Consider the following 23908-nt stretch of genomic DNA (forward strand, 5'->3'; position numbering starts at 1 on the left):
ATGGAACGACATTCCTCCCCGGCGTCCACGCAGCGCCCGATCACGCTGCTCGTCTGCGCCCTCGGCGGCGAAGGCGGCGGCGTGCTCACCGAATGGCTGGTGGAGACCGCGCGCCACGCGGGCTTCGCCGCGCAGAGCACCTCGATCCCCGGCGTGGCGCAGCGCACCGGTGCCACCACCTACTACATCGAGGTGTTCCCGGTGCCGCTGGCCGAGCTCGGCGGGCGTCGGCCCGTCTTCAGCCTGAGCCCCGTGCCGGGCGCGCTCGATGCGATCGTGTCGTCGGAGCTGCTCGAGACCACGCGCCAGATCGGCAACGGCATGAGCGCGCCGCCGCGCACGCTGGTCATCAGCTCGTCGGCGCGCGTGCTCACCACCGCCGAGCGCATGGTGCCCGGCGACGGCCGTGCCGATGCGCAGCGGCTGATCGACGTGGTCAAGGCCTTCAGCCGCGAGCACCACGTGCTCGACATGGGAGCGATGGCGCGCGAGGCCGGCACCGTGGTCAGCGCCGTGATGCTCGGCGCGATCGCGGGCAGCGGGCTGTTCCCGTTCGAGCGCGCGGCCTACGAACATGCGGTGCGCGGCGGCGTCGCGCACGACAAGGTCGGCAAGGCGGCCGCGGCCAGCCTGCGCGGCTTCGCGGCCGCCTTCGAGGCCGTGAGCGCGCCGCGCGCCCAGGCCGCGTTCGTGCGCGGCGTGCTGGCCGAGGAAGGCCGCGATGCGCCGCCGCCCGCGCGCGCGCTGCCCGCCGAGCTGGCGCAGCGCTTTCCGCCGGCCGTGCACGACCTGCTGGCGCTCGGCCATGCGCGCGTGCTCGACTACCAGGACGAGGCCTATGCCGCGCTCTATGCGCAGCGGCTGGCGCGCGTGCTCGATGCCGAGCGCACGGCCGATCCGGCCGGCGCGCGCGGCTTCGCCATCGTGCGCGAGACCGCGCGCTGGCTCGCGCTGTGGATGGCCTTCGACGACATCGTGCGCGTGGCCGCGCTCAAGGGCCGCGCCAGCCGCGCGCAGCGCGTGCGCCGCGAAGTGCGCGCGGGCGAGGCCGACATCGTGAAGGTCTACGACCACTTCAAGCCCGGCGCGGCCGAGTTCGCGGCGCTGCTGCCGAGCGCGCTCGCGCGCCGCGTGACGGCCTGGGACCGCGCGCGCCAGGCACGCGGCCGCGAGCCCTGGGCGCTGCCGCTGCAGGTGGGCAGCCATGCCGTCTGGGGCATGGCCTCGCTGCGCCTGCTGGCCTCGCTGCGCTGGCTGCGCCGCCGCGGCAGCCGCTTCGCGGAGGAACAGGCGCTGATCGAGCGCTGGCTCGCGGCCGTGGAGGCCGGCGCGCGCGAGAACTGGGTGCTGGGCCGCGAGCTCGCGCTGTGCGGCCGGCTCATCAAGGGCTACGGCAGCACCAACGAGCGCGGCAAGCACACGCTGCTGCACCTAATCGGCGAACTCGCGGGCCGCACGGCGATGCCCGCGCCGGCACGCGCCGAGGCCATCGCCGCCGCGCGCGAGGCCGCGCTGGCCGACGAAGGCGGCAAGGCGCTCGATGCCGCGCTCGCGCAGCACGGCGCGGCGCCGCGGCCGGTGCAGGCGCAGCCCATCCGCTGGATGAAGCGGCCGCCGGCCGCCACGCCCTCGCGCCCCGCCTGAACCCCATCGCATCCCCAAGAAGAAACCGGAGACACGCCATGACCCTCGACGCTTTCCCCTGGCGACGCCGGCTGCTGCTGGCCGCCGCCCTCGCCTCCCTCGCCGGCGCCCCGGCATGGGCCAACACCGCCACCGCCTGGCCCGCCAAGCCGGTCAAGGTGATCGTCAACTTCCCGCCCGGCGGCGCGGCCGACCAGATCGCGCGTGCCATCGCGCAGCCGCTGCAGGAGGCGCTCAAGCAGCCGGTGGTGGTCGAGAACCGCGGCGGCGCCAACGGCAACCTCGGCGGCGAGGCCGTGGCGCGCGCGCCGGCCGATGGCTACACGCTGCTGATGAGCTCGGGCGGCATGGTGTCGGTGAACCCGCACCTCTATGCGCGCATGAGCTTCGACCCGGCCAAGGACCTGGTGCCGGTGGCGGCCGCGGCGCGCGTGCTGGTGTTCCTGGTCGCCAAGCCCTCGCTGCCGCCGGCCAACGTGCGCGACTTCATCGCCTATGCCAGGGCCAACCCCGGCAAGCTCTCGTATGCCTCGCCGGGCAGCGGCAGCTCGCCGCACCTCGCGGGCGAGATGTTCAAGAGCCAGGCCGGCCTGTTCGCGCTGCACGTGCCCTACCGCGGCGCCGCGCCCGCGCTGCAGGACCTGCTGGCGGGCCAGGTCGACTACGCCTTCGATCCCGGCATCGGCCTGCAGCAGGTGCGCGCGGGCAAGCTGCGCCTCTTGGCCGTGGGCAGCCCGCAGCGCTCGCCGCTGTTCCCCGACGTGCCCACGCTCGACGAGGCCGGCCTGCGCGGCTTCGATGCCGACACCGTGTTCGGCTTCTATGCGCCGGCCGGCACGCCGCCCGAGGTGGTGACGCAGCTCAATGCGCAGATCAACCGCGCGCTCGCGCTGCCCGCGGTGAAGGAACGCATCGCGTCCCTGGGCGGCGAGGCCGTGCCCGGCACGCCGGCCGAGTTCCAGCAGCGCGCCGCGGCCGATTCGCAGCGCTTCGGCGCGCTGATCCGCGAACGCCGCATCGCGGCGGATTGAACCCAGGAGCGCGCACCCGGACCTCCAGACCTTGCCCGACCCCTTGCTCACTGAATCCACAACACGCACAACGAAAGAGAGACAAGCCATGCAGACTTCCTTCCATCGCCGCCCCGGCGCCTTCACCCTCGCGCTCACGCTGGCACTCGCCGCATCGGCCATGGCCCCCGCGCTCGCGCAGGACAAGCCGGTGCAGATCAAGCTGTCGAGCTGGGTGCCCGCGCAGCATCCGCTGAACCCGGCCCTGCAGGCCTGGGCCGACGACATCAAGAAGGCCTCGAACGGCTCGATCACCGCGATCCTCTTTCCCTCGGAACAACTGGGCAAGGCCTTCGACCACTACGACATGGCGCGCGACGGCATCGCCGACTTCTCGTACGTGAACCCCGGCTACCAGCCGGGCCGCTTCCCGGTGATGGCCGGTGCCTCGCTGCCCTTCCTGTTCGCCAACGGCAAGGAGGGCTCGGCCGCCATCGACGACTGGTACCGCGCCTACGCCGCCAAGGAAATGAAGGACGTGAAGTACTGCTTCGCCTTCGTGCACGACCCCGGCACCTTCCATTCGCGCAAGAAGATCGTGCTGCCCGCCGACGTGAAGGGCATGAAGGTGCGGCCCGCGACCAGCACCGTGGGCCAGCTCATCACCTCGCTGGGCGGCACCAACGTGCAGGCCTCGGCGCCCGAGTCGCGCGACATGCTCGAGCGCGGCGTGGCCGATGCCATCACCTTCCCCTGGGGATCGATCGGCCTGTTCGGCATCGACAAGGTGGTCAAGTACCACATGGACGTGCCGCTGTACGTCACGCCCTTCGTCTGGGTCATGAACAAGGGCAAGTACGACGCGATGTCCGCTGGCCAGAAGAAGGTGATCGACGACCACTGCACCAGCGAATGGGCGCAGAAGGTGGCCGCGCCCTGGGCCGACTTCGAGTTCGCGGGCCGCGCCAAGATCGCGGGCCAGTCGGGCCACGAGGTCTACAAGCTCACGGCCGAGCAGCTCGATGCCTGGCGCAAGGCGGTCGCGCCGTCGGAGGCGCAGTGGTCCGAGAGCGTGAAGAAGACGGGCGAGGATCCGAAGGCCGTGATGGACGCGCTGAAGGCGAGCCTGGCGAAGCACAAGTCGGCGCTGTAGAAGCCCCCACCCGTTCACGCCGAGCCTGTCGAAGCGCTGCGCGAGGCTTCGACAAGCTCAGCCCGAACGGTCTCGGTTGCCCATTCGCGAACTCCGAACCACTCCTCCTCCATGTCCACCCGCTCCATCTCCTTCATGGACCGCGTGATCAACACGATCGAATGGCTGGCCGCCATCTTCGTGGGGATCGTCGCGCTCAACATCTTCGTGGCCGTGGTGCTGCGCAAGTTCTTCGACACCTCGATCCCCGACGCCTACGACTTCGGCCGCATGCTGCTCGGGATCCTGATCTTCTGGGGCATCGCGGCCACCAGCTACCGCGGCGGCCACATCACGGTCGACCTGGTCTGGACCGCGGCGGGCCCGCGCATGCGCCGCGCGATCGACATCTTCGCCACCCTGGTGCTGCTGCTGGTGGTGGCGGTGCAGACCGCGATGCTGTTCGACAAGGTGCGGCTCACCTACACCGACAACGTGCTGACCTACGACATGAACATCCCCACCTGGCCGTTCTATGCCGTGGCCTGGGCCGGCGACGTGTCGGCCGTGATCCTGATCGCCGTGCGCACCTGGCGGCTGATCTTCCATCCCGAACTGCTGCATGACGAGCACGTCGAAGAGAAGGGGAGCGAATGAGCACCGATGCAGTCGCCCTGCTGGGCTTCGTCGCCCTGTTCGTGCTGATGCTGCTGCGCGTGCCCGTGGGCATGGCGATGGGGCTGGTCGGCGTCACCGGCTACAGCTACCTCGTGGGGCCCGGCCCCGCGCTCAAGCTGGTGGGCCAGACCTCGATGCGCACCGTGACCGACTACACCTTCGGCGTGATCCCCATGTTCATGCTGATGGGCGCGCTGGTCTCGGTGTCGGGCGTGAGCCGCGAGCTGTTCCGCGCCGCCAACTCCATGATCGGCCACCTGCGCGGCGGCCTCGGCGTGGCCACGGTGGTGGCCTGCGGCGGCTTCGCGGCGATCTGCGGCTCCTCGGTCGCCACGGCCGCCACCTTCTCGTCGGTGGCCTATCCCGAGATGCGGCGCTTCGGCTATCCGCAGTCCTTCGCCACCGGCGTGATCGCCGCGGGCGGCACGCTGGGCGCGATGCTGCCGCCGTCGACCGTGCTCGCGGTCTACGCCATCCTCACGCAGCAGGACATCGGCAAGCTGTTCATGGCCGGCATCGTGCCGGGCCTGCTCGCGATGCTGATGTACGTGCTGACCATCGTGGTCATCGTGCGCGTCAAGCCCGGCTGGCTGCCGCGCGGCGAGGCGCGGGCCTGGAGCGAGCGCGCGGCCGAGCTCAAGAACGTGTGGGCGCCGATCGTGCTGTTCCTGTTCGTGATCGGCGGGCTGTACGGCGGCTTCTTCACGCCCACCGAGGCCGGCGGCGTGGGCGCGAGCGGCGCCTTCATCCTCGGCGTGCTGCGCGGCCGGCTCGACCGCGCGACGATCCGCGAGGCCCTGCTGTCGGCCACGCGGACGGCGGCGGCGGTGTTCACCGTGCTGATCGGCGCGCTCTTGTTCGGCTACTTCCTCACCATCACGCAGAGCCCGCAGAAGCTCACCGAGTTCCTCACCGGCCTGGGCGTGGGCCGCTACGGCGTGCTCGCGCTGATCATGGTGATGTACCTGGTGCTCGGCTGCCTGATGGACGCGATGGCGATGATCATCCTCACGGTGCCGATCATCTATCCGGTGATCGTGCACCTGGGCTTCGATCCGATCTGGTTCGGCATCATCATCGTGATGACGGTGGAGCTCGGGCTGATCCATCCGCCCGTGGGCATGAACGTGTTCGTCATCAAGAGCGTGGTGAAGGACGTGAGCTTCACCACCATCTTCAAGGGCGTGCTGCCCTTCGTGGCGACCGACATCCTGCGGCTGGTGATCCTGATCGCGTTCCCGGCCATCGCACTGTGGCTGCCCGGGCGCATGGGATGAAGGCAGCAAGCAGAATCGAGACCATGAGCACCAAGGAAATCGTCTACACCGTCCGCGTCGAATTCGGCGACTGCGATCCCGCCGGCATCGTCTGGTTCCCGAACTTCTTCCGCTGGATCGACGCGGCCTCGCGCCACTTCTTCCACCAGTGCGGCGTGCCGCGCTGGGAGGAGACCACGAAGACGCTCGGCGTGATCGGCACGCCGCTGGTCGACACCCACACGCGCTTCGTCAAGACCGCGAGCTACGGCGACACGCTCGAGATCGCGACGCGCATCGCCGAGTGGCGCGAGAAGAGCTTCGTGCAGGCCTACCGCGTGACGCGCGGCGCGGACCCGATCCTCGAATGCGAGGAGGTGCGCATCTTCGGCGGCAAGCGCGAGGACGGCAGCCTGCGCGCGCTGCCGGTGCCGCCGTCGATCCGCGCGCTCTGCGAATAGCGCGGCGCGAATACGCACAGCCGAACACAGAAGAAACACAAGAGCGCGCAGAAGTCGCGGAAGAGACGGCCGATCTCCGGATGTCCTGCCGCGACTTCTGCGAGACCTTCGCGCCCTTTGCGTTCGGCTGCCCGTTTTTCTCTCAGCCTCAGGCCCTCGCGACCATCAGCTTCGCAAGCAGGCCGTCGACGCCGCGCTCGATCAGGTCGAAGGCCTCGACGAAGGCCTGCCGGTCGCCGTACCAGGGATCGGGCACGTCGCCCGAGAGCCCCTCGGCGAAGTCGGTCAGCAGGTGGATCCTGTGCGCCGTGCCCGCGGGCGCGAGGCGGCGCAATGCCGCGCAGTGGTGACCGGTCATGCCGACGATGGTGTCGAAGCGCTCGAAGTCCGAGGCCCGCACCTGCCGCGCGCGATGCGCGGGCATCTCGATGCCGCGCCGCCGCGCCTCGGCCACCGAGCGCGGATCGGGCGGATTGCCGCGCTCCTCGTCGGAGATCGCGGCACTGTCGACGTCGAGCGCGAGGTGCGCGGTGCGTGCCTTGTGCAGGAGCAGGGCGTGGGCGGTGGGGGAGCGGCAGATGTTGCCGGTGCAGACGAACAAGATGGCTGGCTTCTTCAACGGACGCCCCTGCGGGGGTGGCTCTGGAGGATGGATCATTTGCCGATCATCTCCGAGATGCACCTTGTCGCACCGGATGCCGAATTACGCCGGCCTCGCCGCTTGACGAGGCCCTGTTCAACCTCATCTGCTACGCAGGAAGACACCATGACGCGCCAAGTTCCCTACCCGCACCCCGGCGAAATCCTCGCCGCGGAGTTCCTGGAGCCGATGGGCATCACCGCCTACCGTCTCGCCAAGACGATCCATGTGCCGCAGACGCGCGTGGCCGCCATCCTCGCCGGCACCCGCGGCATCACGGCCGATACCGGACTGCGCCTGGCACGTGCGTTCGGCGTGAGCGACGAGTTCTGGATGAACCTGCAGCGCGACTACGACGCCGCGCAGGCGCGCGATGCACTCGGAGACGAGCTGGACGAGATCGAGCCGCTGACCGCTTGAATGAGCGCATCGGCTTAACGCCACCTGACTGCCCGGGCCCCCGCGCCGCATCGAGGCGCCATCGCAACACCGTGGCCATAAAACCCTGCGCCAGGCCCCGAAACACGCATTTCATATTGCCCTCGCGATGACGCAGTGCAACAATCCTGCATCTTCACTTCGGAGCCTCGTGCGTGGACAGTGCCAGTTGGATCAGTGACCAGACGCGTGCCGTGGCATGCGCGGCACACCAGGCTCCGTAGCGCAGGCTTCTTGCGCGCCGCGGCCGACGTGCCCGCGGCGTGATGCCTGCCCTCCCCGGCAGGCTCTCCCTCCCCCGACATCCGTTTCGTCACTGGCGTCTCTTTGCCAGCCAGCGTGGTCCATGCCACGAGGTCCTCTCGCCCGTCACGGGTCGAAGGAGCCTTGTCATGCGTCAACTCGTTCTTCATCGCCAGCCCCCGCATCGCGGCCACGCCGCCGCGCCTGACACCGACGCGCGCGCCGCGTCGGCGCGCCGGTCCGCGGCCGACGTGCTGCAGCCCGAGGCCGACCAGGAGCTCGACAAGTCCGCGTCGTTCTGGAGCACGCGGCGCATCCGCTGCTTCCTGCTGCTGGTGCCGGACCAGCGCAAGCCGCGGCGTTCGTAGCGCCTGTCCACCGGCACGTCGCACCGACCGTTGCATTCGAGCGAAGCATCGCGCTTTCATCCACCCATCTTCACGGAGGCCTCATGGACCCAGACCCTCGCTGGCGCCGCTGCGCGCCTCCCCCGCCTGATCGCGCCACGCGCCGGTCGGCCTGCATCGCCATGAACCATCCGCGGCACACCGAGCCGCGAAGGACCGTCACCTCCGGCTGATCCGCGGGAGGTTCTCCTTCGCGCGCCCCGTTGCGCGCCTCGCCAGGAGAACCTCGAATGAACCGCCAATGCCTGCGGCCCGCCACCAGGGCCGTCCTCCTCGTCCTCCGCCCCGCACGCGACCCGCGTCGTGCCGCCGCGCCGCGTCCTCCACGCCGCGAAGGAGAAGGCGCATGAAGAACGTCTTCAAGTCCTTCTTCGAAAGCTTCCTGCGCAGCCGCCGCATGCTGCATCACTTCGAGCGCTGGCAGACGCTGCTGGGCTCGAAGCCCGTGGGCACCGCCTCGGCCGCGATGCCGCCCGAGATCGCGAACGCGCTGAGCGCCGCCTCGCTGGCCGATGCGAGCGACATGCTCGCGCAGCTCGGCAGCTCGCCCCAGGGCCTGAGCGAGGACGAGGCCACCGCCCTGCGCAAGCGCCTGGGCGGCAACGAGGTGAACCACGAGAAGCCGCTGCCGTGGTGGACCCACCTGTGGCAGTGCTACCGCAATCCCTTCAACCTGCTGCTGACCGTGCTCGCGCTGGTCTCCTACGTCACCGAGGACATGAAGGCCGCGGTGGTGATCGGCAGCATGGTGGTGCTGTCGACGGTGCTGCGCTTCCTGCAGGAGTCGCGCTCGAACAAGGCGGCCGACGAGCTCAAGGCGATGGTCAGCAACACCTCGACCGTGCTGCGGCCCGAGGAAGGCTCGGCCGGCGCGCTGCGCATCGAGGTGCCGATGCGCGACCTGGTGCCCGGCGACCTGATCGCGCTGTCGGCCGGCGACATGATCCCGGCCGACTGCCGGCTGCTCTCGGCCAAGGACCTGTTCATCAGCCAGTCGGCGCTGACCGGCGAGGCGATGCCGGTCGAGAAGTTCGCCACCGTGCCCGCGGCCGGCAGCGCGAGCGGCGTGCTCGAGCGCGACAACCTGCTGTTCATGGGCACCAACGTGATCAGCGGCACCGCGACCGCGCTGATCGTGCACACCGGCGCGCGCACCTTCTTCGGCGCGCTGGCGCAGCGCGTGAGCGCCACCGACCGCGGCACCTCCGCCTTCCAGGCCGGCATCAACCGCGTGAGCTGGGTGCTGATCCGCTTCATGCTGGTGATGGCGCCGCTGGTGCTGGTGATCAACGGCGTGACCAAGGGCGACTGGTGGGAGGCGGCGCTGTTCGCGCTGTCGATCGCGGTCGGCCTCACGCCCGAGATGCTGCCGATGATCGTGACCGCGACGCTCGCCAAGGGCGCGGTCGTGATGTCGCGCCAGAAGGTGATCGTCAAGCGCCTCGAGGCGATCCACAACTTCGGCGCCATGGACGTGCTGTGCACCGACAAGACCGGCACGCTGACGCAGGACCGCATCGTGCTAGAGCGCCACACCAACGCCTGGGGCGAGGGCTCCGACCACGTGCTGCAGCTGGCCTACCTCAACAGCTTCCACCAGACCGGCCTGAAGAACCTGCTCGACAAGGCGGTGCTGAGCCATGCGCAGATGCAGCTCGACACCCGGCTGCAGACCGACTGGCGCAAGCTCGACGAGGTGCCCTTCGACTTCTCGCGCCGCCGCATGTCGGTGGTGGTGGCCGGCAGCGACGCGGCCGAGGAACACCTGCTGATCTGCAAGGGCGCGCTCGAGGAAGTGCTGGCCGTGTGCAACGCGGTCGAACGCGGCGCCGAGGTGCTGGCGCTCGACGCGGAGGTGCTCGCGCGCATCCACGCCGTGGCCTCGGAGCTCAATGCCCAGGGCCTGCGCGTGGTGGCCGTGGCCAGCCGCGTTCTGCGCTGCGATGCGCGCGGCGACGCGCGCCGTGCCGCCTACGGTGTGGCCGACGAGGCCGAGCTCACGCTGCTGGGCTACGTGGCCTTCCTCGATCCGCCGAAGGAATCGACCGCGCCCGCGCTGCGTGCGCTGGCCGAGCACGGCGTGGCGGTGAAGGTGCTGACCGGCGACAACGAGCTGGTGACGCGCAAGGTCTGCGCCGACGTCGGCATCGAGGCCGGCCGCATGGTGCTGGGCCACGAGGTCGAGCGCATGAACGAGGCCGAGCTGCGCCGGATCGTCGAGAAGCGCCAGGTCTTCGCCAAGCTCACGCCCGCGCACAAGGAGCGGATCGTGCATGCGCTGCATGCCAACGGCCACGTGGTGGGCTTCATGGGCGACGGCATCAACGACGCGCCCGCGCTGCGCGCGGCCGACATCGGCATCTCGGTCGACGGCGCGGTGGACGTGGCCAAGGAATCGGCCGACATCATCCTGCTCGAGAAGAGCCTGATGGTGCTCGAGCAGGGCGTGGTGGAGGGCCGCCGCACCTTCGCGAACATGCTCAAGTACATCAAGCTCACTGCGAGCTCGAACTTCGGCAACGTGTTCTCGGTGCTGGTGGCGAGCGCCTTCCTGCCCTTCCTGCCGATGCTGCCGCTGCACCTGCTGGTGCAGAACCTGCTGTACGACGTGTCGCAGATCGCGATCCCCTTCGACAACGTCGACGAAGAATTCCTGCGCAAGCCGCAGAGCTGGAACCCGGGCGACCTGGGCCGCTTCATGGTGTTCTTCGGGCCGCTGAGCTCGGTGTTCGACATCCTGACCTATGCCGTGATGTGGTTCGTGTTCGCCGCCAACTCGCCCGAGCACCAGACCCTGTTCCAGTCGGGCTGGTTCGTCGAAGGCCTGCTGTCGCAGACGCTGATCGTGCACCTGATCCGCACGCGCCGCATCCCGTTCCTGCAAAGCCGGGCGGCCTGGCCGCTGCTGATCATGGGCGCGGCGATCGCGGCCGTGGGCATCTGGCTGCCGATGGGCCCGGTGGCGCACTACTTCAAGCTCGAGGCGCTGCCGCTGGGCTACTTCCCGTGGCTCTTGCTGATGCTCGGCGGCTACGCGGCGCTGGTGCAGACGGTCAAGGGCTGGTACGCGCGGCGCTACGGCTGGCAATGAGCCGATGACGACACCAGGGAGCGGCGGCTGTCACATGCCGCCGCTACCCTGGTTCGCGAACGACGAGGAGGAGATCCGCATGGAAGCGATACAGAACTTCAACCTGCCTTCGCTGCTCGACACCCTGCTGAGCGTGTCCACGGCCTTCGTGCTGGGCTCGCTGATCGGCTTCGAGCGCCAGGTGCGCCAGCGCACCGCCGGGCTGCGCACCAACACGCTGGTGGCCGTGGGCGCGGCCGTGTTCGTCGACATGGCCAACCGCCTGCACGGCCACGACGGCGCGGTGCACGTGGCGGCCTACGTGGTCTCGGGCATCGGCTTTCTCGGCGCGGGCGCGATCATGAAGGAAGGCGCCAACATCACGGGCCTCAACACCGCGGCCACCCTGTGGGGATCGGCCGCCGTGGGCGCCTGCGCGGGCGCCGACCTGATCGGCGAGGCCGTGATCGCCGCGCTGTTCGTGCTCGCGAGCAACACCCTGCTGCGGCCCGTGGTCAACCGCATCAACCGGCAGCCGGTGAAGGAGGAGTCGGGCGAGGCCAGCTACACCGTGCGCGTGATCTGCACGCGCGCCTCGCGGCCCGAGGTGATGGACCAGGTGCTGCTGCTGCTCGAGGAAGCCAACTACCCCGTGCGCGACGTCGACCAGCATGCCTTCGGCGCCACCGACACCGAGATCGAGGCCACGCTCTATGCCACCGCGGTCGAGGCCGAGGAGCTCGACCGGGTGGTCGCGGAGCTCGAGGCGCTGGAGGGGGTGCAGCAGGCGTTCTGGAACGCGAGCGCGGAGGACTGAACGAATCCTCGCGCCATGAAAAAAGCGGCATCGCCTTCCAGCGATGCCGCCCTCTTCGAGACAGCGAGTCGAAGCGTTCCGCTCAGACGCCGAGGATCGACACCGCCTTGGTGTTGAGGTAGGCCTCGAGCGCCTCAGGGCCGCCTTCCGAGCCGTAGCCCGAATCCTTCACGCCGCCGAACGGCATCTCGGGCGACGGGGTCGCGGGCTGGTTGACCCACAGCATGCCGAGTTCGAGCTTCTGGCTCAGCAGGTGCGCGTTCTTGATCGACTTGGTGAACGCGTAGCCGGCCAGGCCGAAGGGCAGGCGGTTCGATTCGGCGATGGCCTCGTCCAGCGTGTCGAAGCCGCGGATGGCGGCGATCGGGCCGAAGGGCTCGTTGTTGAAGACGTCGGCGTCCAGCGGCACGTCGGTCAGCACGGTCGGGGCGAAGAAGTTGCCGGCATCGCCGACGCGCTCGCCGCCGGTGGCGATGGTCGCGCCCTTCTTGCGGGCGTCGTCGAGCACATGCGCCATGGCCGTGAGGCGGCGCGCATTGGCCAGCGGGCCCAGGGTGGTGCCTTCGGTCAGGCCGTCGCCGAGCTTCAGGCCTTCGGCGTGCTTGACCATGGCCTTGGCGAATTCCTCGCGGATGCTGTTGTGCACCAGGAAGCGGGTCGGCGAGATGCAGACCTGGCCCGCGTTGCGGAACTTGGCGGCACCGGCGGCCTTGGCGGCCAGCGCGACGTCGGCGTCCTCGGCCACGATCACCGGGGCGTGGCCGCCCAGTTCCATGGTCACGCGCTTCATGTGCTGGCCGGCCAGGCCGGCGAGCTGCTTGCCGACGGGGGTCGAGCCGGTGAAGGTGACCTTGCGGATGATCGGGTGCGGGATCAGGTAGGCCGAGATCTCGGCCGGGTTGCCGAACACCAGGCCGACGGTGCCGGCGGGGATGCCGGCGTCGACGAAGGCCTGCAGCAGGGCGGCGGGCGACGCGGGGGTCTCCTCGGGTGCCTTCACGAGGAAGGAGCAGCCGGTGGCCAGCGCGGCGCCGAGCTTGCGCACGACCTGGTTGATCGGGAAGTTCCAGGGCGTGAAGGCGGCCACGGGGCCGACGGGCTCCTTGATGACCAGCTGCTGCGCCGCGAGGTTGCGCGAGGGCACGATGCGGCCGTAGACGCGGCGGCCTTCGTCGGCGAACCATTCGATGATGTCGGCGGCGGCCAGGGTCTCGCCCTTGGCTTCGGCCAGCGGCTTGCCCTGTTCCTGCGTCAGCAGCTTGGCGATGTCGCCGGCGCGTTCGCGGATCAGGCCGGCGGCGCGGCGCATGACGGCGGCACGCTCATGGGCCGGGGTGTTGCGCCAGGCGTCGAAACCGCGCTGGGCCGCGGCCAGGGCGCGGTCGAGGTCGGGGATGCCGGCATGCGCCACCTTGCCGATGACCTGGCCCGTGGCCGGGTTCACCACGTCGAGGGTCTTGCGGCTGGCGGCGTCCACCCATTCGTTGTCGATCAGCAGGCGGGTGTCGGTATAGGAGGAGGCGGTCATGGCGAGCTTTTCCTTCGGCAGGGGATGGGAGTGGAAACGGGGAGTTCGGAGGGCGGCACGGCGCCCGAGAAGGCGCGTGCGGCTGGGCGGCAGCGGGCTGCCGGGGCGCATAGGTTAACCCGAGTCGGGGATGCGCGCAGGACGGTGCCGCTCCTTCCCCCGCTGGGGGAAGGAGAAGCCTCAGAGCACCAGCAGCGCCCGGAAGTCGTTGACGTTGGTGTGCGTCGGCCCGGTCACGAACAGGTCGCCGATGGCGTCGAAGTAGCCGTAGGCGTCGTTGCGGTCGAGGTGGTCGGACAGCTTGCGGCCCACGTTGGCGGCGCGCGCCAGGGTGTCGGGCGTGACGTGGGCGCCGGCGTTGTCCTCCACGCCGTCGATGCCGTCGGTGTCGGCCGCCAGCGCCCACACGTCGGCCTGGCCCAGCAGCGCGCCCGCGAGGCCCATGCAGAACTCGCCCGCGCGTCCGCCCCGGCCCTTGGCCTGGCCGGGCTGGCGCGGCCGGATGGTGACGGTGGTCTCGCCGCCCGAGAGGATCACGCAGGGTTTGGCGAACGGCGCGCCGCGCTGGGCCACGGCGCGCGCGAGCGCGGCATGCACCTTGCCGACCTCGCGCGATTCGCCTTCCATCTCGTCGCTGAGGACGTGGGCCTCGATGCCGGCGGCGCGCGCGGCCGCGGCGGCCGCCTCGAGCGACTGTTGCGGCGCCGCGATCATGTGGGTCTCGTGGCCCTGGAACACGGCGTCGCCGGGCTTGGGGGTTTCGAGCGCGCCGCTCTCGAGCTGCGCGCGCACCGGCGCCGGCACCTCGATGCGGTAGCGGTCGAGGATGGCCAGCGCGTCGGCGCAGGTGGTGGCGTCGGGCACGGTGGGGCCGCTCGCGATCACGGCCGGGTCGTCGCCGGGCACGTCGCTGATGGTGAGCGTGACCACGCGCGCCGGCGCGCAGGCCGCCGCGAGCCGGCCGCCCTTGATGCGCGAGAGGTGCTTGCGCACGCAGTTCATCTCGCCGATGTGGGCGCCGCTGTCGAGCAGCTGCTTGTTGATGCGCTGCTTGTCGGCCAGCGTCAGGCCCTCGGCCGGCAGCACCAGCAGCGAGGAGCCGCCGCCCGAGATCAGGCACAGCACGAGGTCGTCGGCGGTCAGGCCTTCGGTCAGCGCGAGGATGCGCTCGGCCGCCTGCTGGCCGGCCGCGTCGGGCACGGGATGCGCGGCCTCGACGATCTCGATGAGGCTGGGCAGCCCCTCGGGCCGCGGCGGGATGTGGTCGTAGCGCGTGACCACCAGGCCCGACAGCGGCGCGTCGGCCGGCCACAGCGCCTCGAGCGCCTGCACCATCGAACCGCCGGCCTTGCCGGCACCGAGCACCAGCGTGCGGCCCTTGGGCGGCTTGGGCAGGTGCGCGCCCAGGGTCGACAGCGGCAGCGCGCGGTCGACCGCGACGCGGTAGAGGTGTTCGAGGAAGGCGCGCGGCGCCTGGCGGGGATCGGGAGCGGTCGCGTCTTGCAGCGAGGGGGGCGTCGAGGTCTTGGCGGTCATGGGTGGCGTTGTCTCCGGGGCCTGCATTTTGCGGCGAACCCGAGTCCGCCCTCTTGACCGCGGTCTAGTTCGTCTTGGCTCCGCCCTGGAACCAGCGGCCGATCAGGGCACGCTCCTCGTCGGTGATCGAGGTGGCGTTGTTCATCGGCATGATCTTCGTGACCACCACCTGCTGGTAGATGGCTTGGGCGTGGGCGCTCACCTGCTCGGGCGAGTCGACGCGCACGTTCTTCATCTGCACGCTGGCGCCGTGGCACATGTAGCAGCGCTGCTCGAGGACCTTCTGCACGTCCTGGTAGGCCACGGCCGGCGCGCTCTGCGCGGTGGCGGCCACGGGAGCGGCGGGCTCGGGCTTCATCCAGACGATGGTGAGGCCGAGCACGGCCACGCCGACCATCGCGTAGGGCAACGGGTTGCGCGCGTTGCCGAGCTTGAAGCGGTGGCGCACCACGAAGAACTGCCGGATCGCCGCGCCGCCGAGCATGATCAGCAGCAGCACGATCCAGTTGTACTTGTGGGTGTAGGTGAAGCTGTAGTGGTTGCTCAGCATCGCGAACAACACCGGCAGCGTGAAGTAGGTGTTGTGCACGCTGCGCTGCTTGCCGCGCTGGCCGTGCACCGGGTCGACCGGGCGGCCTTCGCGCAGCGCCTGCACGTTCTTGCGCTGGCCCGGGATGATCCAGAAGAACACGTTGCCGCTCATGGTCGTGGCCATCATCGCGCCGACCAGCAGGAAGGCCGCGCGGCCCGCGAACCACTGGCAGGCCAGCCAGGCCGCGAAGGCCACGAAGATCGCGACCAGCACGCCGACGATGGTGTCGCCGTTCTTGCGCCGGCCGAACAGCTGGCAGATGCTGTCGTAGACCATCCAGAACACGACCAGGAAGGCCAGCGCCACGGCGATCGCCGCGCCCGGCTGCCAGTCCATCTTCGACTTGTCGATCAGGTAGGTGCTGGCGTTCCAGAGGTACGACATGGTGAAGAGCGCGAAGCCCGTGAGCCATGTGGAGTAGCTCTCCCAGTACGACCAGTGCAGGTGGTCCGGCAGCTTCTTGGGCGCCAGCAGGTACTTCTGCATGTTGTAGAAGCCGCCGCCGTGCACGGCCCACTGCTCGCCGCCCACGCCCTTGTCGAGCGATTCGGGGTCCTGCGGCTTCTCGAGGCTGTTGTCCAGCATCACGAAGTAGAAGGAGGCGCCGATCCAGGCGATGGCGGTGATGACGTGGACCCAGCGCAGCAGCAGGTTGGCCCAGTCGAGGTAGTAGCTTTCCATGAGGTGCTCTCTCAATCCGCTCGGCGCGGGGGAACGCCGGGCGCGGATGTCTTCGTCCTGCTCACCACTGCGGGCGCTGTAAGCAGAGAAAGTGCCGCGAACGCAGGCTCCGGGTGGGCCTCGCTCCGCTGCGGCAGATACTTGTGGACTGAAAGTGTATACAGTTTTGGCGAGTGGCGGCGTGGTTTTTTGCGGAGCCGGTGCCGGGAAAACCCTGTTGGTGCGCCGGCACGACGGCTCAGCCCAGCGATTGCAACAACTGTGCCGCCACCGCGACCGCGATCACCTCGGGCTCCTTGCCCGTGATGCCCGGCACGCCGATCGGGCAGGTGATGCGCGCCAGCTCGGCCGCCGTGAAGCCGCGCGCCTCGAGCCGGTGGCTGAAGGTGGCCCACTTGGTCTTGCTGCCGATCAGGCCGATGTAGGGCAGGTCGTCGCGCTCGCGCAGGCGGCGCAGGCAGGCGATCACGATGTCGAGGTCTTCGGCATGGCTGAAGCTCATGATCAGCACGCGGCTGCCGGGCGCGAGCGAGGCCACCGCGTCCTGCACCGGCTCGGAATGCTCGGTCTCGACCTGGGCCGGCAGTTCTTCGGGGAACACGCCGTCGCGGCTGTCGATCCAGCGCACCGAGAACGGCAGGCCCGCGAGCAGCCGCGCGAGCGCCGCACCCACGTGGCCGCCGCCGAACAGCGCCACCGGCCGCAGGTGCTCGACCAGCGCGCGCCGCAGCTCGGGGATGTCGCTGGCCGAGACGCGCCGGAACGACAGGAACACCACGCCGCCGCAGCACTGGCCCAGGCTCGGGCCCAGCGGATAGCGCTGGATGCCGTCGATGGCGCGGCTGCCGGCCAGCAGTTCGCGCGCTTCCTGCGTGGCCTGGAACTCGAGCTGGCCGCCGCCGATGGTGGCCGTGAGGCCCTCGGCCCAGACCGCCATCCAGGTGCCGGCCTCGCGCGGCGCCGAACCCTGCGTGGATTCGACGCGCACCAGCACCGCGTCTTCGTCGCGAAGACGGGCCAGCAGTTGGTCGACCGCGCCGTTCATGAGGGATACCTTCGGTTGCCGAGGAGTGAGGGAGTCACGGTATAACCCCGGCGATGAATTTTCAGCCCACGACGCGCCGCCTCGCCCTGGCGGTGTCTTTCCTCGCCGCGCTCTGGCTTGCCGGATGCGGCACCACCGGTTCGGTGCCCGGTCAACTGAGCAAGGCCACGGCCGAACCCGGCGCCAGCGGCCGGCCGGCGCCGCGCGCATCGAACGCCACCAGCGCGCGCGACTACCGGCGCGACGCCGCGCGCCATGTCTACGACCTCAACAACCGCCGCATCTACGGCGGCCAGCTGCCGCCGGTGCTCTACGCGGTCGGCACGTTGCAGGTCAACCTCGACGGCAGCGGCCGCGTGGTCGCGCTGCACTGGCTGCGCGCGCCGCAGCATGCGCCCGAGGTCATCGCCGAGATCGAGCGCACCGTGCTGCAGGCCGCGCCCTTCCCGGCCGCGTCGCGGCTCGGGCCGGTGGTGTGGACCGACACCTGGCTCTGGGACAAGAGCGGGCGCTTCCAGCTCGACACGCTGACCGAAGGGCAGCTGCAGCAGTAGCGCCCCCGCCCCCCGGACGGGGAGCGGCGAAAAGCCTCCGACAGTCACGCTGTCGGCGTTCACGACCCCCGGTAGGTCGAATAGCTCCACGGGCTCACCAGCAGCGGCACGTGGTAGTGCTGGTCGGCATGCGCCACGCCGAAGTCCAGCGACACCTTGTTGAGGAAGTTCGGCTCGGGCAGCGCCACGCCGCGCGCCTTGAAGTACCCCGCCACGTCGAACACCAGCCGGTAGGTGCCGGTCTTCAGCGTGCTGTTGTCGTAGAGCGGGCCGTCGCTGCGGCCGTCCGCGTTCAGCGTGAAGCGCTTGACCAGCGTGGCGGCATCGCCCTCGGTGGTGAAGAGCGCGACCTCCATGCCGGCCGCGGGGCCGCCATGCATCGTGTCCAGTACGTGGGTGCTCAGGCCCATGGGAGTTTCCTTCGGTCGGTCAGGTGAAAGTGCGGGATATTCCGGTGGACAAAAGTGTATACAGTTGTCGGCTTTCGGTCTATCATGAAAAACATGGAGTCCTCCACCACCCGTTCGATCGTCGATGCGCTCACCCGCGCGATCGTCGACCACCGGCTTCAGCCCGGCACCAAGCTGGCCGAGCAGAAGCTGGCGGACCATTTCGGCGTGTCGCGCACGCTGGTACGCCAGGCGCTGTTCCAGCTCGCGCAGAACAAGCTGATCCGGCTCGAGCCCGCGCGCGGCGCCTTCGTGGCGGCGCCCGCGGTCGACGAGGCCAAGCAGGTGTTCGCGGTGCGCCGCATGCTCGAGGCCGAGATGACGCGCGAGTTCGTGCGCACCGTCACGCCGGCCAAGATCAAGGCGCTCAAGGAACACGTGGCGCTCGAGAAATCGGCCGTGTCGGGCGAGGACGTCTCGGGCCGCACCGAGCTGCTCGGCGACTTCCACGTGCGCATGGCCGAGCTCATGGGCAACCAGGTGCTGGCGCAGATCCTCGGCGAGCTGATCTCGCGCTGCGCCCTCATCACGCTCATGTACCAGAGCACCAGCGCCGCCGAGCATTCGAACGACGAGCACGCCGACATCGTCAAGGCGCTGGCCGCGCGCGACGAGGAGCGCGCCGTGCGCCTGATGACCGAGCACCTGCAGCACGTCGAGGCCAACCTGGTGTTCGACCGCAAGGTGCCCACCAGCGACATCTCCCTCGCATTGTCCTGACCCCTTCCACCATGACCGTCTACGACACCACCCTGCCCTACCCGCGCGACCTCGTCGGCTACGGCCGCAACCCGCCCCATGCGCAGTGGCCCGGCAACGCGCGCATCGCGGTGCAGTTCGTCCTCAACTACGAGGAAGGCGGCGAGAACGCCACGCTGCACGGCGACGCCGGCTCGGAACAATTCCTCTCGGAGATGTTCAATCCCGCGAGCTACCCGGACCGCCACATCAGCATGGAAGGCATCTACGAGTACGGCTCGCGCGTGGGCGTGTGGCGCCTCTTGCGCGAATTCGAGCAGCGCGGCCTGCCGCTCACCGTGTTCGGCGTCGGCATGGCGCTCGAGCGCCATCCCGAGCTCACGGCCGCCTTCAAGGAACTGGGCCACGAGATCGCCTGCCACGGCTGGCGCTGGATCCACTACCAGAACATCGACGAGGCCACCGAGCGCGAACACATGCGCCTGGGCATGGAGGCGATCGAGAAGCTCACGGGCGAGCGCGCCCTCGGCTGGTACACCGGCCGCGACAGCCCGCGCACGCGCCGCCTGGTGGCCGACTACGGCGGCTTCGAATACGACAGCGACTACTACGGCGACGACCTGCCGTTCTGGATGAAGGTGCGCAAGACCGACGGCGCCACCGTGCCGCAGCTCATCGTGCCCTACACGCTCGACTGCAACGACATGCGCTTCGCGCTGCCGCAGGGCTACTCGCACGCCGACCCCTTCTTCCAGTACATGAAGGACAGCTTCGACGCGCTCTACGCCGAGGGCGACGAGGCGCCGAAGATGATGAGCATCGGCATGCACTGCCGCCTGCTCGGACGCCCGGGCCGCATCGTGGCGCTGCAGCGTTTTCTCGATCACATCGCCAGCCACGAGCGGGTGTGGGTCTGCCGCCGCATCGACATCGCGCGGCACTGGAAGAAGACCCATCCGTTCGAAGCCTCTTCCCAAGCCTCGCAAGCTTGATCCGTACGGAGGACACACACGCCATGAGCCTGACCATCGAACAACTGAACGCCGCGGGCGCCGACGAAGCCGTCGCGCTGCTCGACGGCACCTACGAGCACTCGCCGTGGATCGCGCGCCGGGCGCTGGCCGCGCGTCCGTTCCGTTCGCTGCAGCACCTGAAGTACGCGCTCGCGCAGGCCGTGAACACGGCCACCAGGGAGGAGCGCCTGGCCCTGATCCGCGCCCACCCCGAGCTCGCGGGCAAGGCGATGGTCAGCAAGACGCTGACGGCCGAATCGACCAACGAGCAGGGCAAGGCCGGGCTCACCGACTGCACGCCCGAGGAGTTCGCGAAGATCCAGCGCCTCAACGCCGACTACAACGCGAAGTTCGGCTTCCCCTTCATCCTCGCGGTGCGCGGCCCGCGCGGCACGGGCCTGTCCAAGCGCGAGATCATCGACACCTTCGAGCGCCGCGCCTACAACCACCCCGACTTCGAGCTCGCCGAGGCGCTGCGCAACATCCACCGCATCGCCGAGATCCGCCTGAACGACAAGTTCGGCACCGAGCCGGCGCTCGGCAACCACGTGTGGGACTGGCAGGAGGCGCTCGCGGTGCACAGCGACCCGGGCTTCGCCGAGAAGGGCCAGCTCACCGTGACCTACCTGACCGACGCGCACCGTGCCTGCGCCGCGCAGATCGCGCGCGAGATGCGCGAGGCCGGCTTCGACTCGGTGGAGATCGACGCGGTCGGCAACGTGGTGGGCCGCTACGAGGGCGCGACGCCCGATGCGAAGACGCTGCTCACGGGCTCGCACTACGACACCGTGCGCAACGGCGGCAAGTACGACGGCCGGCTTGGCATCTTCGTGCCCATGGCCTGCGTGCGCGAGCTCAAGCGCCAGAACCGCCGCCTGCCCTTCGCCTTCGAGGTGGTGGGCTTCGCCGAGGAGGAAGGCCAGCGCTACAAGGCCACCTTCCTCGGTTCGGGCGCGCTCATCGGCCACTTCAACCCGGCCTGGCTCGACCAGAAGGACGCCGACGGCATCACCATGCGCGAGGCGCGCGCCCATGCGGGCCTGCGCGAGGAAGACATCGCCAGGGCGCAGCGCGATCCCTCGAAATACCTGGGCTTCGTCGAGGTGCACATCGAGCAGGGCCCGGTGCTCAACGAGCTCGACATCCCGCTGGGCATCGTGACCTCGATCAACGGCAGCGTGCGCTACGTGGGCGAGGTGATCGGCATGGCCAGCCATGCGGGCACCACGCCGATGGACCGCCGCCGCGACGCGGCCGCGGCCGTGGCCGAGCTGATCCTCTACACCGAGCAGCGCGCCGCGAAGGATGGCGACTCGGTCGGCACCGTCGGCATGCTCGAGGTGCCGAGCGGCTCGATCAACGTGGTGCCCGGGCGCTGCAAGTTCAGCCTCGACCTGCGCGCGCCCAACGACGCGCAGCGCGATGCGCTCGCCAACGACGTGGTGAAGGCGCTGCAGGACATCTGCGAACGCCGCGGCGTGCGCCACACGCTCGAGGAGACCATGCGGGCCTCGGCCGCGCCGAGCGCGCCCGAATGGCAGCAGCGCTGGGAACGCGCGGTCGATTCGCTCGGCGTGCCGCTGTTCCGCATGCCCAGCGGCGCCGGCCACGACGCGATGAAGCTGCACGAGGTGATGCCGCAGGCCATGCTGTTCGTGCGCGGCATCAACTCCGGCATCAGCCACAACCCGCTCGAATCGAGCACCAACGACGACATGGAGCTGGCGGTGCAAGCCTTCCAGCATCTGCTCGACAACCTGAACGGCGCACCGAGCGCCGCCTGAACCCCATGACCGACTACGCAAAGCTCGACGCCTGGATCGACGCCCACTTCGACGAGGAAGTGAAGTTCCTGCAGCAACTGGTGCAGGTGCCCACCGACACCCCGCCCGGCAACAACGCGCCGCATGCCGAGCGCACCGCCGAACTGCTCGAGGGCTTCAACCTCGTGGCCGAGAAGCACGCCGTGCCCGCGCAGGACGTGAAGGACTACGGCCTCGAATCGATCACCAACCTGATCGTGCGCCGCCGGTACGGCAAGGACGGCGACGGCGGCCGCACCGTGGCGCTCAACGCGCACGGCGACGTGGTGCCGCCCGGCGAGGGCTGGACCCATGACCCCTACGGCGGCGAGATCGCCGACGGCTCGCTCTACGGCCGCGCGGCCGCCGTGAGCAAGAGCGACTTCGCGAGCTTCACCTTCGCGCTGCGCGCGCTCGAAGCGGTCGCGAAGCCGACCAGGGGCGGCGTCGAACTGCACTTCACCTACGACGAGGAATTCGGCGGCATCCTCGGCCCGGGCTGGCTGCTGAAGAACGGCCTCACCAAGCCCGACCTGATGATCGCCGCGGGCTTCAGCTACGAGGTGGTCACGGCCCACAACGGCTGCCTGCAGATGGAAGTGACGGTGCACGGCAAGATGGCGCATGCCGCCATTCCCTCCACCGGCATCGACGCGCTGCAGGGCGCGGTGAAGATCCTCGAGGCGCTCTATGCGCAGAACACGCTCTACCAGCAGGTCAGCTCGAAGGTCGAGGGCATCACGCACCCCTACCTCAACGTCGGTCGCATCGAGGGCGGCACCAACACCAACGTGGTGCCCGGCAAGGTGGTGTTCAAGCTCGACCGCCGCATGATCCCCGAGGAGAACCCGGTCGAGGTCGAGGCCTCGATCCGCCAGGTCATCGCCGACGCGGCGGCCTCGTTCCCGGGCATCACGGTCGATATCAAGCGCCTGCTGCTGGCCAATTCGATGAAGCCGCTGGCGGGCAACAAGCCGCTGGTCGAGGCGATCCAGAAGCATGGCGGCGAGCTGTTCGGCGAGCCGATCAAGGCCATGGGCACGCCGCTGTACACCGACGTTCGCCTCTATGGCGAAGCCGGCATTCCCGGCGTGATCTACGGCGCCGGCCCGCGCACCGTGCTCGAGTCGCATGCCAAGCGCAGCGACGAGCGCGTGGTGCTCGAGGACCTGCGGCGCGCGACCAAGGTGATCGCGCGCACGCTGAGCGACCTGCTGGCCTGAGCCCCACCCCTACCCGTTCGGGCTGAGCCTGGCCTGTCCCGAGCCTGTCGAAGGGCGAAGCCCTGCGCAAGGCTTCGACAAGCTCAGCCCGAACGGTTTTTTCAGACCGAAGCTTTCTTCAACCCAAACGGTTTTCTACTCACCGATCCGATACCGCCCCGGCGCCACCCCGAAGCAGCGCCGGAACCAGCGCGAGAAATGCGCCTGGTCGGCGAAGCCGCATTCGGCCGCCACGTCCTTCGGCGCCACGCCCTCGCGCAGCAGCGCCTTGGCGCGGCCGATGCGCGCATGCCGCGCGTAGTGCGCAGGCGTCATGCCCACGGCCTCGCGGAAGGCGCGCTGGAAGTGCTCGCGCGACACGCCCATGCGGCGCGCGAGCGCGGCCGGATCGATGCGGCAGGCATCCTCCCCAGCGAGCAGCGCGCAGATCTCCGCCACGCGCGCATCGGGCGCGGGCGGCTGCAGCGGCATCAGTTCGGGACCGGTCTGGGCACGCAGGATGCGTTCGACCAGGTGGGCGATGCCCGCGCCGTCTGCCGCCGTCGCGGCGGCAGCCAGGGCCTCGGCAAGCTCCGCATCGGGCAGCACCTTGCGCTGCAAGGCACCACGCGAATCCGCCGGCCAACCCAGCCGCGCCGCGACCCAGCCATGCGGCACATAGAGCATCACCATGCGGAAGCTGCGCCGGCTCACGCCCGCGGTGTGCAGCATGTAGGGCGCCATCAGCACCAGCTCGCCCGCATGGGCCACGAGCGCCTCGCCGTCGCAGGTGAACTCGCAGTGGCCCTCGAGGATGGCGCCCACGCTCCATTCGGGATGCCAGTGCGGCGCGAAGCGGGCGCGCGGCTCGGCCGCGAACAGCGCCTCCACGCGCAGGCCCTCGCCCGAGGGCAGCACGACCAGGCGGGAGGACGGCGGCGGCGCGGCGACGGCGGTCATCGCGCGAGGGTAGCGCAGCAGCGCCCTCGACACGATCGCTGCGGGCATCGG

Annotated in this window: 22 protein-coding genes; 15 read left to right on the top strand and 7 right to left on the bottom strand. The window is 69.8% G+C overall.

Translation table 11 applies throughout. From position 1 onward, the window contains the following. The 6 genes from INQ48_23945 to INQ48_23970 all read left to right on the top strand — a co-directional run bounded on the left by INQ48_23945 (position 1) and on the right by INQ48_23970 (position 6181). On the top strand, positions 1 to 1644 hold the full coding sequence (locus INQ48_23945; protein ID QRF56381.1) for an indolepyruvate oxidoreductase subunit beta family protein: 1644 nt from the start codon (positions 1 to 3) through the stop codon (positions 1642 to 1644). Positions 1645 to 1682: 38 nt separating this feature from the next. Continuing rightward, the gene (locus INQ48_23950) at positions 1683 to 2675 is read left to right on the top strand and encodes a tripartite tricarboxylate transporter substrate binding protein (GenBank protein QRF56382.1); all 993 of its coding nucleotides are present in this window, start codon (positions 1683 to 1685) and stop codon (positions 2673 to 2675) included. A 160-nt stretch (positions 2676 to 2835) separates the two neighbouring features. Beyond that, a complete protein-coding gene (locus INQ48_23955) occupies positions 2836 to 3807 on the top strand; it encodes a TRAP transporter substrate-binding protein (protein QRF60865.1) in 972 nt (323 codons plus the stop codon). 135 nt (positions 3808 to 3942) lie between these two features. After that, entirely contained in the window at positions 3943 to 4443 is a 501-nt protein-coding gene (locus INQ48_23960) for a TRAP transporter small permease (GenBank protein QRF60866.1), read from the top strand. Further along, positions 4440 to 5741 carry a TRAP transporter permease gene (locus INQ48_23965; protein ID QRF56383.1) on the top strand — a complete coding sequence of 434 codons (1302 nt, stop codon included), beginning with the start codon at positions 4440 to 4442 and terminating at the stop codon, positions 5739 to 5741. Before INQ48_23960 ends, INQ48_23965 begins: the two co-directional genes overlap by 4 nt. A 23-nt stretch (positions 5742 to 5764) precedes the next feature. Continuing rightward, positions 5765 to 6181 (top strand): acyl-CoA thioesterase, encoded by a 417-nt coding sequence (locus INQ48_23970; protein QRF56384.1) that lies wholly within the window; start codon positions 5765 to 5767, stop codon positions 6179 to 6181. 148 nt (positions 6182 to 6329) lie between these two features. Here the strand turns inward: INQ48_23970 and INQ48_23975 are convergent, their stop codons facing one another. Next, a complete protein-coding gene (locus tag INQ48_23975) occupies positions 6330 to 6839 on the bottom strand; it encodes a low molecular weight phosphotyrosine protein phosphatase (protein ID QRF56385.1) in 510 nt (169 codons plus the stop codon). A gap of 108 nt (positions 6840 to 6947) precedes the next feature. Between INQ48_23975 and INQ48_23980 the strand changes: the two genes are divergently transcribed. The 4 genes from INQ48_23980 to INQ48_23995 all read left to right on the top strand — a co-directional run bounded on the left by INQ48_23980 (position 6948) and on the right by INQ48_23995 (position 11796). Further along, complete coding sequence (locus tag INQ48_23980) at positions 6948 to 7241, top strand: HigA family addiction module antidote protein (GenBank protein ID QRF56386.1); 294 nt, start codon at positions 6948 to 6950, stop codon at positions 7239 to 7241. Positions 7242 to 7651: 410 nt separating this feature from the next. Next, on the top strand, positions 7652 to 7870 hold the full coding sequence (locus INQ48_23985; GenBank protein ID QRF56387.1) for a hypothetical protein: 219 nt from the start codon (positions 7652 to 7654) through the stop codon (positions 7868 to 7870). 385 nt (positions 7871 to 8255) lie between these two features. Continuing rightward, positions 8256 to 11000: a magnesium-translocating P-type ATPase gene (gene mgtA / locus INQ48_23990; protein ID QRF56388.1), complete on the top strand. Its 2745-nt coding sequence runs from the start codon at positions 8256 to 8258 to the stop codon at positions 10998 to 11000. 79 nt (positions 11001 to 11079) lie between these two features. Next, entirely contained in the window at positions 11080 to 11796 is a 717-nt protein-coding gene (locus INQ48_23995) for an MgtC/SapB family protein (GenBank protein ID QRF56389.1), read from the top strand. An 82-nt stretch (positions 11797 to 11878) separates the two neighbouring features. On the opposite strand, the gene INQ48_24000 is transcribed toward INQ48_23995, so the two are convergent. The 4 genes from INQ48_24000 to xdhC form a co-directional block, all read right to left on the bottom strand. Further along, entirely contained in the window at positions 11879 to 13324 is a 1446-nt protein-coding gene (locus tag INQ48_24000) for an NAD-dependent succinate-semialdehyde dehydrogenase (GenBank protein ID QRF56390.1), read from the bottom strand. 180 nt (positions 13325 to 13504) lie between these two features. Continuing rightward, entirely contained in the window at positions 13505 to 14860 is a 1356-nt protein-coding gene (locus tag INQ48_24005) for a glycerate kinase (protein ID QRF56391.1), read from the bottom strand. Positions 14861 to 14924: 64 nt separating this feature from the next. Beyond that, positions 14925 to 16133 (bottom strand): urate hydroxylase PuuD, encoded by a 1209-nt coding sequence (locus tag INQ48_24010; protein QRF56392.1) that lies wholly within the window; start codon positions 16131 to 16133, stop codon positions 14925 to 14927. 238 nt (positions 16134 to 16371) lie between these two features. After that, positions 16372 to 17178, bottom strand: a complete 807-nt coding sequence (gene xdhC / locus INQ48_24015) for a xanthine dehydrogenase accessory protein XdhC (GenBank protein QRF56393.1) — start codon at positions 17176 to 17178, stop codon at positions 16372 to 16374. 53 nt (positions 17179 to 17231) lie between these two features. Between xdhC and INQ48_24020 the strand changes: the two genes are divergently transcribed. After that, on the top strand, positions 17232 to 17732 hold the full coding sequence (locus INQ48_24020) for a hypothetical protein (GenBank protein ID QRF56394.1): 501 nt from the start codon (positions 17232 to 17234) through the stop codon (positions 17730 to 17732). Between the two features lie 59 nt (positions 17733 to 17791). On the opposite strand, the gene uraH is transcribed toward INQ48_24020, so the two are convergent. Next, entirely contained in the window at positions 17792 to 18142 is a 351-nt protein-coding gene (uraH, locus tag INQ48_24025) for a hydroxyisourate hydrolase (protein QRF56395.1), read from the bottom strand. Between the two features lie 84 nt (positions 18143 to 18226). Here uraH and INQ48_24030 point away from each other — a divergent pair, with 84 nt between their 5' ends. From INQ48_24030 to INQ48_24045, 4 genes are read left to right on the top strand one after another with little or no spacing between them, the layout of a single operon-like run. Then, entirely contained in the window at positions 18227 to 18901 is a 675-nt protein-coding gene (locus tag INQ48_24030; GenBank protein ID QRF56396.1) for a GntR family transcriptional regulator, read from the top strand. 11 nt (positions 18902 to 18912) lie between these two features. Then, complete coding sequence (puuE, locus tag INQ48_24035) at positions 18913 to 19872, top strand: allantoinase PuuE (protein ID QRF56397.1); 960 nt, start codon at positions 18913 to 18915, stop codon at positions 19870 to 19872. Between the two features lie 23 nt (positions 19873 to 19895). Further along, the gene (gene uraD, locus INQ48_24040; protein QRF56398.1) at positions 19896 to 21677 is read left to right on the top strand and encodes a 2-oxo-4-hydroxy-4-carboxy-5-ureidoimidazoline decarboxylase; all 1782 of its coding nucleotides are present in this window, start codon (positions 19896 to 19898) and stop codon (positions 21675 to 21677) included. A 5-nt stretch (positions 21678 to 21682) separates the two neighbouring features. Beyond that, positions 21683 to 22918, top strand: coding sequence for a M20/M25/M40 family metallo-hydrolase (locus INQ48_24045; GenBank protein QRF56399.1), 1236 nt, complete (start codon positions 21683 to 21685; stop codon positions 22916 to 22918). Positions 22919 to 23053: 135 nt separating this feature from the next. Here the strand turns inward: INQ48_24045 and INQ48_24050 are convergent, their stop codons facing one another. Beyond that, on the bottom strand, positions 23054 to 23905 hold the full coding sequence (locus INQ48_24050) for an AraC family transcriptional regulator (protein ID QRF56400.1): 852 nt from the start codon (positions 23903 to 23905) through the stop codon (positions 23054 to 23056). Positions 23906 to 23908 lie beyond the last annotated feature (3 nt).

This window comes from Variovorax paradoxus, assembly GCA_016806145.1.
In the GTDB taxonomy this organism is placed as follows: Bacteria; Pseudomonadota; Gammaproteobacteria; order Burkholderiales; family Burkholderiaceae_C; genus Variovorax.